This window comes from Pseudomonas sp. AC083 (genome assembly GCF_979253165.1).
In genome coordinates, this window is record NZ_CEEDDH010000019.1 from 92,100 (window position 1) to 104,672 (window position 12,573).

Here is a 12,573-nt window from a genome sequence, read left to right on the forward strand (position 1 = left end):
AGAATAAAAAAGATCCGAGGTGTTGCATGTCCGAGCTGTCCAAAGCGCGCATCCCCGACGCACCCGCCATTCAGCGTTTGCCCCTTTTGCAACTGATCCTGGTCGGTCTGCAACATGTTCTGCTGATGTACGGCGGTGCCATCGCGGTGCCGCTGATCATCGGACAGGCCGCTGGCCTGAGTCGTGAAGAAATCGCCTTCCTGATCAACGCCGACCTGCTCGTCGCCGGCATCGCCACTATCGTGCAGTCGCTCGGCATCGGCCCGATGGGCATTCGCATGCCGGTGATGATGGGTGCCAGTTTCGCTGCGGTCGGCAGCATGGTGGCCATGGCCGGCATGCCCGGCATCGGTCTGCAAGGCATCTTCGGTGCGACGATAGCTGCCGGTTTCTTCGGCATGCTGATCGCGCCGTTCATGTCCAAGGTCGTGCGTTTCTTCCCGCCGCTGGTGACCGGCACGGTCATCACCTCGATCGGTTTATCGCTGTTCCCCGTGGCCGTGAACTGGGCCGGTGGCGGGGTCGACGCCGCGCAATTCGGTTCGCCGATTTATCTGGCCATCGCCGCGCTGGTGCTGGCCACCATCCTGTTGGTTCACCGCTTCATGCGCGGATTCTGGGTCAACATTTCCGTGCTGATCGGCATGTGCCTGGGCTACGTATTGTGCGGCGTGATCGGCATGGTCGACCTCAGCGGCATGGCCAGCGCACCGTGGATTCAGTTCGTCACCCCGTTGCATTTCGGCATGCCGAAATTCGAGCTGGCGCCGATTCTGTCGATGTGTCTGGTGGTGGTGATCATCTTCGTCGAGTCCACCGGGATGTTCCTCGCGCTGGGCAAAATCACCGGCCAGGAAGTCTGCCCGCGCATGCTCCGTCGCGGCTTGCTGTGCGATGCCGGCGCGTCGTTCTTCGCCGGTTTCTTCAACACCTTCACTCACTCCTCGTTCGCGCAGAACATCGGCCTGGTGCAGATGACCGGTGTGCGCTGCCGATCGGTGACCATCGTTGCCGGCGGTCTGCTGATCGTCCTCAGCCTGTTGCCGAAAGCGGCGTTTCTGGTGGCATCGATTCCACCGGCGGTGCTGGGCGGCGCGGCGATTGCGATGTTCGGCATGGTCGCCGCGACTGGCATCAAGATCCTCCAGGAGGCGGACATCGGTGACCGCCGCAATCAGCTGCTGGTCGCGGTGAGCATCGGCATGGGCCTGATCCCGGTGGTACGTCCGGAATTCTTCGCCCACCTGCCGCTGTGGATGAGCCCGATCACCCACAGCGGCATCGCCATGGCCACCCTCAGCGCGCTGACCCTGAACCTGCTGTTCAACATCCTCGGCGGCAAGGAGCGTGCGGCGATCAATGATTGCCATGCGCACTGATTGAAACCACCACACCACCTGTGGGAGCGAGCCTGCTCGCGAAAGCGCTGTGTCATTCAACATTGATGGCGACTGACACAACCGCTTCGCGAGCAGGCTCGCTCCCACAGGGACTACGCAACTGCTTGTGCCTCAAACAATAAAAACAACAGGGAGCAACAGATGATCCGCACGCAAAGCAACGTTCTGTTGAGTGGCGGCCTGCTGGCCGCGAGTCAGGCCATGGCCGGCGATCTGCTGCTGTGGCAGAGCAACAGCCTCAGCTATCTGTACGGCAAGAATTTCGCGATCAACCCGTCGTATCAGCAGACGGTCACCTTCGAGCACGCCGACAAGTGGAAGTACGGCGACAACTTTCTGTTCGTCGACAAGATCTTCTACAACGGCAAGGAGGACCCGAACAAAGGTCCGCACACCTTCTACGGCGAGTTCACCCCGCGCCTGTCGTTCGGCAAGATCCTTGATCGCAAGATCGAGTTCGGTCCGATCAAGGATGTGCTGCTGGCAATGACCTACGAGTACGGCGAAGGTGAAAGCGAGGCCTACCTGATCGGTCCCGGCTTCGATCTGAAAGTGCCCGGCTTCAACTACGTCACCCTGAACATTTTCCGTCGCCAGACCGAAGGCCCGCGGCCCGGCGACGGTGTCTGGCAGATCACCCCCGCGTGGTCCTACAGCTTTCCGTTGGGCAATTCCGATGTGCTGATCGACGGCTACCTCGACTGGGTCGTCGACAACGACGAAAACTCACGCGGCACCTACCACGCTAACCTGCACATCAATCCGCAGATCAAATACGACCTCGGCAAAGCCCTGGGCTGGAGTCAGAAGCAAGTGTACGTCGGCACCGAGTACAGCTACTGGAAGAACAAATACGGCATTGAAAACAGCCACTCGTTCGATACCAACCAGAACACTGCCAGCCTGCTGCTGAAGGTGCACTTCTGAAATGGTCCGCAACCGTGCGCCATGCCTGTCGTCGGTGCTCTGTTGCGGGGCACTTGAGCCTTGGCCGAGGAGTCAGTATTCTCCGCGGCCTTCCGAATTCGCTTTAAAAAAAAGCCCGAATTCAATTTCTGACCGAAAAGCCAACTTATCCCGGCTGCGGTCAGTCCTGAGGCATCCCGAAAACACGCTCGTCGACTGTTTTTCAGCAGCCGAACGGGCGTTTTTTGGTTTTTCGAAAGCCTTGGCGCAGCTTTTGCTACCAGCATTCAAAGCTGACCGATCGGATGAAATTTGCGGTACGAAAAAAGGCGCCACATCAGAGCGCCGAACTAAAAAAATAACGTGGAACACCTACTTTGGGAGCAACCGAATGAAACGTATGTGCACCAGCCTGATGCTGGCCGGATCGATGTTCGCCGGCGGCCAGGCGATGGCCGAAGGCCTGCTGCAGTGGCAGAACAACAGCCTGACCTACCTGTATGGCAAGGACTTCCAGGTCAACCCGCGCATTCAGCAGACCGTGACCTTCGAGCACGCCGATGCCTGGAAGTATGGGGACAACTTCCTGTTCATCGACAAGATCTTCTACAACGGCAAGGATGATGGCGGCGTCGGCTCCAACACCTACTACGGCGAGCTCAGCCCGCGTCTGTCGTTCGGCAAGATCTTCGATCAGAAACTGGCCTTCGGCCCGGTGACTGACGTGTTGCTGGCCATGACCTACGAGTTCGGTGAAGGCGATACCGAGTCGTACCTGATCGGTCCGGGCTTCGACCTGGCGATCCCGGGCTTCGACTACTTCCAGCTGAACTTCTATCAGCGTCACACCCAGGGCGCACGCGCCGGTGACAATGTCTGGCAGATCACCCCGGTCTGGTCCTACACCATCCCGGTGGGCAAATCGAACATCCTCATCGACGGCTTCATGGACTGGGTGGTCGACAACGACTCCAATTCCAAGGGCGACTACCACGCCAACCTGCACTTCAACCCGCAGGTCAAATACGACCTGGGCAAGGCGCTGAATTTCGGCGAGAAGCAGTTGTATGTCGGTGTGGAGTACGACTACTGGTCGGACAAGTACGGGATCAAGGACAGCCAGTACTTCAAGACCGATCAGAGCACCACGAGCTTCCTGGTCAAGTTCCACTTCTGACCCTAAAAGCTTCGCGAGCAGGCTCGCTCCCACATTCAGACCGAGTTCCAATGTGGGAGCGAGCCTGCTCGCGAAGGCCTCACCGCAGATTTCAGGCCGGAGCCACCGCTTCAGATATCCGCAAAAACCGGCAAAGCTCCTCGCGCTTGGCCAACGCATCGCGCCGCCCCAGCTCGATCAACTCGCTGCAATACCCCGCTTCGAACAGCAGATAACTGAGCACCCCCGCCCCGCTCGTCTTCGTCGCGCCCGGCCCGCGCAGAAACAGGCGCAACGCCGCTGGCAGCTCCTGGCGATGCCGCGCGGCGATTTCGTCGATCGGCTGACTTGGCGCAATCACCAGCACTTCCACCGGCGCCACACCCAGCGCACGAGTAGGTGTGCCGGCCGGGAGCAAATGACTGAACTGATTCAGACGCTGCAGCAACTCGATATCGCTCTCCAGACTGTCGATGAACGTGCTGTTGAGCATGTGCCCGCCGATCTGCGCCAGCGTCGGTTGCTGGCCGCTGTAGGCGCGCTCAAGCGGCTGCTGCGGATCAACGCCGCGCGGGTTGCCGCTGACGCCCACCACCAGCACGCGACTGGCACCCAGATGCAGCGCCGGGCTGATCGGCGCCGATTGGCGCACCGCGCCGTCACCGAAATATTCCTCGCCGATTTTCACCGGCGCGAACAACAGCGGAATCGCTGAACTGGCCAACAGATGATCAACCGACAGCTGCGTCGGCACACCGATGCGGCGGTGCCGCAGCCAGGCGTCGATGGTGCCGCCGCCCTGATAGAACGTCACCGCTTGCCCCGATTCGTAGCCGAACGCGGTCACCGCCACCGCATGCAATTGCTTGCGCGCGATGGATTCGGCGATGCCGGGCAGGTGCAGTTTTTCCTCGAGCAGTTCGCGCAGCGGCGAACTGTTGAGCAGCGCCACCGGCATCTGTCGACCGAGGCCGAGCAGGCTGTGGCTGACGAAGCGGCTGGCTTGATGGATCACGCCCGGCCAGTCGCTGCGCAACACGCGGTGGCTGCGAAAGCCCTGCCAGAACTGGGTCAGGCGTTCGATGGCGACTCGAAAGTCCGTGGCGCCACTGGCCAGGCTGACCGCATTGATCGCCCCGGCCGAGGTGCCGACGATCACCGGAAACGGATTGTCCGCGCCGACCGGCAGCAACTCGGCAATCGCCGCCAGCACCCCGACCTGATAAGCCGCCCGAGCCCCGCCGCCGGAAAGAATCAAACCTGTAACCGGTTCAGCAGGACTCATCGCAACACTCCACGGTGCTTGTCAGATCGGCTAATCAACGACGCTTGGGATAAAGCTTCGGCTCGCCCGGCGGGCGACTCTTGAAGCGCCGATGCGCCCATAGATATTGCTCGGGGCACGCACGCAAAGCGCTCTCGACCCACTGATTGATGCGGATGCAATCGGCCTCTTCGCTCTCGCCGGGGAAGTCTTCCAGCGGCGGATGGATCACCAGGCGATAACCACTGCCGTCGGCCAGACGTTCCTGAGTGAACGGCACCACCAAGGCTTTACCCAGGCGCGCGAACTTGGTCGTCGCAGTGACAGTGGCGGCCTGAATGCCGAACAGCGGCACGAAGACGCTCTGCTTGGCGCCGTAATCCTGATCCGGCGCATACCAGATCGCCCGTCCCGAGCGCAGCAGTTTGAGCATGCCGCGCACGTCATCGCGCTCCACCGCCAGCGAATCGAGATTGTGCCGCTCGCGGCCACGGCGCTGGACGAAGTCGAACAAGGGGTTTTTGTGTTCGCGGTACATGCCGTCGATGGTGTGCTGCTGGCCGAGCAGCGCCGCGCCGATTTCCAGCGTGGTGAAATGCGCGGCCATGAGGATCACGCCTTTGCCTTCGCGCTGGGCCTTCTGCAGATGTTCAAGGCCTTCGACGTGGGCCAGTTTCGCCAGACGCTCGCGCGACCACCACCAGCTCATCGCCATTTCAAAAAAGGCAATGCCGGTGGAGGCGAAGTTTTCCTTGAGCAGGCGTTTGCGCTCGGCGGCGGATTTTTCCGGGAAGCACAATTCCAGATTGCGCCGGGCGATGGTTCGCCGGTCGCTGGCGACGCGATACATCAACGCGCCCAAAACTCGACCGATGGTCAGCAGCGCCGGATACGGCAACTGCACGATCAGCCACAAAAGCCCCAGGCCGCACCAAAGCGGCCAGAAGCGCGGAGCAAGATATGCTTTTCGAAAACGCGGGCGATCCATTAAAGCTTCCGTAAATACAGTGGCCGCGCATTCTACATCGTTCGACCCGGCTTGCGGCTCGCGGGCGTTCTCGTTATAAGTCTCGGCACTTTTAGTGACAAGCCGTTGTATGCCGACATGAGCCAAACCGACCCGTTAGACCAAGATCCCGTATTCCAGCTCAAGGGCAGCATGCTGGCCATCACTGTGCTGGAACTGGCCCGTAACGACCTCGAAAGCCTCGATCGGCAATTGGCCGCGAAAGTCGCCCAGGCGCCGAATTTTTTCAGCAATGCACCGCTGGTCCTGGCGCTGGACAAACTGCCGCCGAATCAGGGCGCGGTTGACCTGCCGGGGCTGATGCGCGTCTGCCGTCAGCACGGTCTGCGTACCCTGGCCATTCGCGCCAGCCGCATCGAAGACATCGCCGCTGCCATCGCCATCGACATCCCCGTGCTGCCGCCCTCCGGCGCCCGCGAGCGCCCGCTGGAGACGCCGGAAGCCGAAGTCAAAAAGAAGCCGGAAAAGCCACCTGAGCCGAGCGTCAAACCGACCCGCGTAATCACCACGCCAGTACGTGGTGGCCAGCAGATATATGCCCAGGGTGGCGATCTGGTCGTGGTCTCTTCGGTCAGTCCGGGGGCGGAACTTCTCGCCGATGGCAACATCCATGTATACGGCCCGATGCGCGGCCGAGCACTGGCCGGCGTCAAAGGTGACACCAAGGCACGGATTTTCTGTCAGCAATTGAGCGCTGAACTGATCTCCATCGCCGGTCATTACAAGGTCTCCGAGGATTTGCGTCGCGATCCGATGTGGGGCTCGGGCGTCCAGGTCAGCCTGTCAGGCGACGTGTTGAACATCATTCGGCTTTAACGGATACTGCCGCATTTTCCAAGCATCTCTAAAACGTAGCGAAAACGGCTCAAACGAAGTAGGAAAAAGGCCCAAAGCCAAATTCCAGCCAAGGCTGTCCGACTGCAGTAGTTTTCAAGAGATGTTTTTCAGGGGCTGAACAGTCCTTCTTCCTTAGGGGTGAAACACCTTGGCCAAGATTCTCGTGGTTACATCCGGCAAGGGTGGTGTGGGTAAGACCACCACCAGCGCCGCTATCGGTACCGGTCTCGCTCTGCGCGGCCACAAAACAGTGATCGTCGACTTCGACGTGGGCTTGCGTAACCTCGACCTGATCATGGGTTGCGAGCGCCGCGTGGTGTATGACTTCGTCAACGTGGTAAACGGCGAAGCCAACCTGCAACAGGCACTGATCAAAGACAAGCGTCTGGAAAACCTCTACGTACTGGCGGCCAGCCAGACCCGCGACAAAGACGCGCTGACCGTCGAAGGCGTGGAAAAAGTCCTGATGGAGCTCAAGGAACAATTCGAGTTCGTCGTCTGCGACTCCCCGGCGGGCATCGAGAAAGGTGCGCACCTGGCCATGTATTTCGCCGATGAAGCGATCGTTGTGACCAACCCGGAAGTGTCCTCGGTACGTGACTCGGACCGCATGCTCGGTCTGCTGGCAAGCAAATCGCGCCGCGCCGAACGTGGCGAAGACCCGATCAAGGAACACCTGCTGATCACCCGCTACCACCCGGAGCGTGTTGAAAAGGGCGAGATGCTCGGCGTTGAAGACGTCAAGGAAATCCTCTCGGTGACCCTGCTCGGCGTCATCCCGGAATCCCAGGCGGTGCTCAAGGCTTCCAACCAGGGCGTGCCCGTTATTCTCGACGACCAGAGCGATGCCGGTCAGGCTTACAGCGATACCGTCGACCGCCTGCTGGGCAAAGAAAAAGCCCACCGATTCCTCGATGTCGAGAAGAAGGGATTCTTCGAGCGCCTGTTTGGAGGTAGGTAATGAACCTTTTTGACTTCTTTCGTGCCAACAAAAAGCCAAGTACCGCCTCGGTAGCGAAAGAGCGTCTACAGATCATCGTGGCGCATGAGCGCGGCCAGCGCAGCACGCCGGATTACCTGCCAGCCTTGCAGAAGGAACTGGTCGACGTGATCCGCAAGTACGTCAACATCGGCAACGACGACGTACATGTTGCACTGGAAAGCCAGGGCAGTTGCTCGATTCTGGAACTCAACATCACCCTGCCCGATCGCTGAGTCGATTTGGCAGTCGCTACGGCAGCTCCTACAGGGTTATCGGCAGCTCCGAGCCGCCGTTGGCATTTGTTACGAGGCTGTTTTAATGCCGCTGTCCAACATCCGCATCATTCATGAGGACGCCGCCGTTCTGGTGGTCGACAAACCGACCCTGCTGCTCTCGGTGCCCGGTCGCGCTGACGACAACAAGGACTGCCTGATTACCCGCCTGCAGGAAAACGGCTACCCGGAAGCGCGCATCGTCCATCGCCTGGACTGGGAAACCTCCGGCATCATTCTGCTGGCCCGGGATGCCGACACCCATCGCGAGCTGTCGCGGCAGTTTCATGATCGCGAAACCGAAAAGGCCTACACCGCTTTGGCCTGGGGTCAGCCGGAGCTGGACAGCGGCAGTATCGATCTGCCCCTGCGCTACGATCCGCCGACCAAACCACGGCATGTGGTCGATCACGAATTCGGCAAGCATGCAATGACGTTCTGGAAGGTGCTGGAACGTTGCGGCGACTGGTGCCGGGTCGAATTGACACCGATCACCGGGCGCTCGCATCAATTGCGCGTGCACATGTTGTCGATCGGCCATCCGCTGCTCGGTGACGGACTCTACGCCCACGAGCAAGCGCTGGCGGCCTGGCCACGTCTGTGTCTGCACGCGAGCATGCTTAGCTTCACTCATCCGCAAACCGGCGAACGCCTGCGCTTCGAGTGCCCGGCCCCGTTCTGACAGCAGCACCGGCCCCATGGGGGAGCGAGCCTGCTCGCTCCCCCATGGGGCCGGTCCGGATTCAATTCCCCGGCCAATACGTTAAACTGCCGCCCATTGCTGTCTGGAGTTTCTTATGCGCGCAGAGTTGAACCAGGGCCTGATCGACTTTCTCAAGGCCTCCCCTACCCCGTTCCACGCCACCGCCAGCCTCGTTCAGCGTCTGGAGGCCGCCGGTTATGTGCGCCTCGACGAGCGCGAGCCATGGTCCACCGAGGCCAACGGCCGCTATTACGTCACCCGTAACGACTCCTCGATCGTCGCGATCAAAATGGGCCGCAACTCGCCACTGCACGACGGTATCCGTCTGGTCGGCGCCCATACCGACAGCCCGTGCCTGCGGGTCAAGCCGCAACCGGAACTGCAGCGTCAGGGTTTCTGGCAGCTGGGCGTCGAAGTCTACGGCGGCGCGCTGCTGGCGCCGTGGTTTGACCGTGATCTGTCGCTGGCCGGCCGCGTGACCTTCCGCCGTGACGGCAAGGTCGAGAGCCAGTTGATCGACTTCAAGGCACCGATCGCGATCATTCCCAACCTGGCCATTCACCTCAACCGCGAAGCCAACCAAGGCTGGGCGATCAACGCGCAGACCGAACTGCCGCCGATCCTGGCGCAATTCGCCGGTGACGAGCGCGTCGATTTCCGCGCCGTACTCACTGATCAACTGGCCCGCGAACACGGCCTGAACGCCGACGTGGTGCTGGATTACGAGCTGAGCTTCTACGACACGCAAAGCGCGGCGGTGATCGGCCTGAACGGCGATTTCATTGCCGGTGCGCGTCTGGACAACCTGCTGTCGTGCTACGCTGGCCTGCAAGCGTTGCTCACCGCCGAAACCGACGAAACCTGCGTGCTGGTCTGTAACGACCACGAAGAAGTCGGCTCCTGCTCGGCATGCGGTGCCGACGGCCCGATGCTCGAACAGACTCTGCGCCGCCTGCTGCCGGAAGGCGACGAGTTCGTCCGCACGATTCAGAAATCCCTGCTGGTCTCCGCCGACAACGCCCACGGCGTGCATCCCAACTACGCGGACAAGCACGACGCCAACCACGGGCCGAAACTCAACGCCGGCCCGGTGATCAAGGTCAACAGCAATCAGCGCTACGCCACCAACAGCGAAACCGCCGGTTTCTTCCGCCATCTGTGCATGGCCGAAGAAGTCCCGGTGCAAAGCTTCGTGGTGCGCAGCGACATGGGCTGCGGTTCGACCATCGGCCCGATCACCGCCAGCCATCTGGGCGTGCGCACCGTCGACATCGGCCTGCCGACCTTTGCCATGCACTCGATTCGCGAACTGTGCGGCAGCCATGACCTGGCGCATCTGGTCAAAGTGCTCAGCGCGTTTTATGCCAGTCGTGAATTGCCGTAACGGCTGACAAGCTTCGCGAGCAGGCTCGCTCCCACAATTGAACTGCATTTTATTGTGGGAGCCAGTCATCTCCACTTGGAATGCCAATCAACCTGTGGGAGCGAGCCTGCTCGCGAAAGCGCCTGTGCAGACAGCAGAATCCTCTCGGCCTGATGCATTCCTGAGCCACATCACACCCTGCCTCGAAAACCCGCCTAGACTGCAAGAATCCTCTACAGACAAGGCAGTCTTCATGATCTCGATGTCCTCCTTCCACGCCATGCTCATTCCCATCCTCAGCGGAATGATCCTGCTGGCCATCGGCTTCAACTTCCGCGACAAGAACGCCGGCGTGTTCGCCATGTGGATCGGCATGCTGATGATCCTCGCCACGGTGGTCTACAAGATCCTCGCCAAACTCAACGAATGACCGCGCCCGGCTCGCATTGCGCCAAGGGGCCTCGTACACTCCAGCGCATCCGCCTATCGCGAGGTTGTCTTCTGGTGTTTGCTCGTCTTTTTGCTTTGCCCGGTCTGCTGCTTGTCTGCCTGATGACGCTGCTGCCGCTGGCGCCCGCCCAGGCAGTCGGTCTGCCCGGCCTGCTCAACACTTCCAAACCGCAGCCTGAAGCCGTGGAACCCCTCGACCAGTCGCTGGACGAAGTGATCAAGGCGCTGGAAAACGACAAGCAACGCGCGCAGTTGCTCAGCGATCTGAAGAAGCTGCGCGACGCTACGAAGAAAGCTCAAGCCACCCCGGAAGAAGGCGTGCTGGGCCTGATCGGCGGCACCCTCGCCAGCTTCGAAAAACAGTTTTCCGGCGCCGACAGCCCGATTACCCGCTGGTCCAACGAATTCGATCTGGCCAAGGACGAACTGACCAGCAAGCTGCTGCCGGCCAATGAATGGCTGCCGATCATCTTCGGTTTCGCGGTGATCCTGATGGTCTGGAGCCTGCTCGCCGCCGCGCTGATCTGGCTTGGCCACCGCGTGCGTCTGCGCTTCGGCCTCACCGAAGAACTGCCGCAACACCCCAAGGCCCTCGACATGCTGCGTTTTGCCCTGCGCAAGCTCGGGCCGTGGCTGATCGCGTTGGTGATCACGGTGTACATGAGCTACGTGCTGCCGTCTTCGCTGGGCAAAAGCCTGGCGATGGTGCTGGCGTATGCCTTGGTGGTCGGCACCTGTTTCTCGGCGATCTGCGTGATCGCCTTCTCCCTGCTCGACGGCCCGCACCGTCATCGCGCGCTGTACATCCTGCGTCATCAGGCGTTTCGGCCGCTGTGGCTGATCGGCAGCTTCGCCGCGTTCGGTGAAGCGTTGAGCGATCCGCGCTTGGTCGAGAGCTTGGGCGTACATCTGGCGCACACCGCCGCGACCACGGCCAATGTGCTGGCGGCACTGTCGACCGGCCTGTTCATTCTGCGTTTCCGTCGGCCGATCGCGCACCTGATCCGCAACCAACCGCTGTCGCGGCGCCTGACACGCCGCGCCCTCAGCGACACCATCGAAATTCTCGGCACCTTCTGGTACGTGCCGGCACTGGTGCTGGTCGGCATCTCGCTGTTCGCCACGTTTGTCTCCGCCGGCGACACCAGCACCGCGCTGCGCCAGTCGCTGATCTGCACGGTGCTGCTGGTGTTGTGCATGGTCATCAACGGCCTGGTGCGCCGCCATTCACTGAAACCGCAACGCGGGCCGAAACGCCATGCGCTGTACTCGGAGCGCCTGAAAAACTTCTTCTACACCCTGACGCATTTGCTGGTGTGGCTGATCTTCATCGAATTGGGCCTGCGCGTCTGGGGCCATTCGCTGATCGCGTTCGCCGAAGGCGATGGCCATGACATCAGCGTCAAACTGTTCAGCCTGATCGGCACGCTGATTTTCTCCTGGCTGATCTGGATCCTCGCCGACACCGCCGTGCACCACGCCCTCACCCGCTCGCGCAAAGGCCTGGCGAATGCGCGGGCGCAGACGATGATGCCGCTGATCCGCAACGTGCTGTTCGTGGCGATTTTCATCATCGCGCTGATCGTCGCCCTAGCGAACATGGGCATGAACGTCACGCCGCTGCTGGCCGGTGCCGGCGTGATCGGTCTGGCCATCGGTTTTGGTGCGCAGTCGCTGGTCGCTGACCTGATCACCGGCCTGTTCATCATCATCGAAGACTCCCTGGCCATCGATGATTACGTCGACGTCGGCGGCCACCTCGGCACCGTCGAAGGCCTGACCATCCGCACCGTACGCCTGCGCGACATCGACGGCATCGTCCACACCATCCCGTTCAGCGAGATCAAAAGCATCAAGAACTACTCGCGGGAATTCGGCTACGCCATCTTCCGCGTCGCCGTGCCGTACAACATGGAAATCGACGACGCGATCAAACTGATGCGCGACGTCGGCCAGAAGATGCGCAGCGATCCGCTGCAACGCCGCAACATCTGGTCGCCGCTGGAGATTCAGGGCGTGGAAAGTTTCGAGTCCGGCAGCGCGATTTTGCGCGCACGGTTCAAGACTGCGCCGATCAAGCAGTGGGAGGTTTCCCGGGCGTTCAATTTGTCGCTGAAGCGGCAACTGGATGAGGCGGGGCTGGATCTGGCGACGCCAAGGATGAGTGTGCAGGTGATTACTGCCGGCGGCGGTCAACCGAAGGAATAGCACTC

12 protein-coding genes are annotated in these 12,573 nt (G+C 61.0%); 10 read left to right on the forward strand and 2 right to left on the reverse strand.

Translation table 11 applies throughout. The features are described from left to right. Positions 1-26 precede the first annotated feature (26 nt). The 3 genes from AC0IXA_RS23065 (at position 27) to AC0IXA_RS23075 (ending at position 3,483) form a co-directional block, all read left to right on the forward strand. A complete protein-coding gene (locus tag AC0IXA_RS23065; protein WP_039763799.1) occupies positions 27-1,379 on the forward strand; it encodes a nucleobase:cation symporter-2 family protein in 1,353 nt (450 codons plus the stop codon). A gap of 162 nt (positions 1,380-1,541) precedes the next feature. Further along, complete coding sequence (locus tag AC0IXA_RS23070) at positions 1,542-2,327, forward strand: outer membrane protein OmpK (RefSeq protein ID WP_125918590.1); 786 nt, start codon at positions 1,542-1,544, stop codon at positions 2,325-2,327. A 370-nt stretch (positions 2,328-2,697) separates the two neighbouring features. Then, positions 2,698-3,483 carry an outer membrane protein OmpK gene (locus AC0IXA_RS23075; RefSeq protein ID WP_056784020.1) on the forward strand — a complete coding sequence of 262 codons (786 nt, stop codon included), beginning with the start codon at positions 2,698-2,700 and terminating at the stop codon, positions 3,481-3,483. 91 nt (positions 3,484-3,574) lie between these two features. On the opposite strand, the gene AC0IXA_RS23080 is transcribed toward AC0IXA_RS23075, so the two are convergent. Together AC0IXA_RS23080 and AC0IXA_RS23085 are read right to left on the reverse strand one after the other, a co-directional pair. After that, entirely contained in the window at positions 3,575-4,747 is a 1,173-nt protein-coding gene (locus AC0IXA_RS23080) for a patatin-like phospholipase family protein (protein WP_016773753.1), read from the reverse strand. A gap of 34 nt (positions 4,748-4,781) precedes the next feature. Beyond that, positions 4,782-5,714: a lipid A biosynthesis lauroyl acyltransferase gene (locus AC0IXA_RS23085; protein ID WP_016773752.1), complete on the reverse strand. Its 933-nt coding sequence runs from the start codon at positions 5,712-5,714 to the stop codon at positions 4,782-4,784. 117 nt (positions 5,715-5,831) lie between these two features. Between AC0IXA_RS23085 and minC the strand changes: the two genes are divergently transcribed. From minC to AC0IXA_RS23120, 7 genes are all read left to right on the forward strand, one after another. After that, the gene (gene minC / locus AC0IXA_RS23090) at positions 5,832-6,569 is read left to right on the forward strand and encodes a septum site-determining protein MinC (protein WP_024012205.1); all 738 of its coding nucleotides are present in this window, start codon (positions 5,832-5,834) and stop codon (positions 6,567-6,569) included. A 169-nt stretch (positions 6,570-6,738) separates the two neighbouring features. Next, positions 6,739-7,551, forward strand: a complete 813-nt coding sequence (gene minD / locus AC0IXA_RS23095; protein WP_007913953.1) for a septum site-determining protein MinD — start codon at positions 6,739-6,741, stop codon at positions 7,549-7,551. Continuing rightward, positions 7,551-7,805 carry a cell division topological specificity factor MinE gene (minE, locus tag AC0IXA_RS23100; protein ID WP_003223146.1) on the forward strand — a complete coding sequence of 85 codons (255 nt, stop codon included), beginning with the start codon at positions 7,551-7,553 and terminating at the stop codon, positions 7,803-7,805. The genes minD and minE overlap by 1 nt, the downstream gene beginning before the upstream one ends. An 85-nt stretch (positions 7,806-7,890) precedes the next feature. Continuing rightward, positions 7,891-8,526 carry an RluA family pseudouridine synthase gene (locus AC0IXA_RS23105; RefSeq protein WP_471814554.1) on the forward strand — a complete coding sequence of 212 codons (636 nt, stop codon included), beginning with the start codon at positions 7,891-7,893 and terminating at the stop codon, positions 8,524-8,526. Between the two features lie 115 nt (positions 8,527-8,641). After that, positions 8,642-9,931: a M18 family aminopeptidase gene (locus AC0IXA_RS23110; protein WP_016773748.1), complete on the forward strand. Its 1,290-nt coding sequence runs from the start codon at positions 8,642-8,644 to the stop codon at positions 9,929-9,931. Between the two features lie 232 nt (positions 9,932-10,163). Next, entirely contained in the window at positions 10,164-10,340 is a 177-nt protein-coding gene (locus AC0IXA_RS23115; protein WP_016773747.1) for a hypothetical protein, read from the forward strand. Between the two features lie 74 nt (positions 10,341-10,414). Then, on the forward strand, positions 10,415-12,568 hold the full coding sequence (locus AC0IXA_RS23120; protein WP_471814555.1) for a mechanosensitive ion channel family protein: 2,154 nt from the start codon (positions 10,415-10,417) through the stop codon (positions 12,566-12,568). The last annotated feature ends 5 nt before the right edge of the window (positions 12,569-12,573 follow it).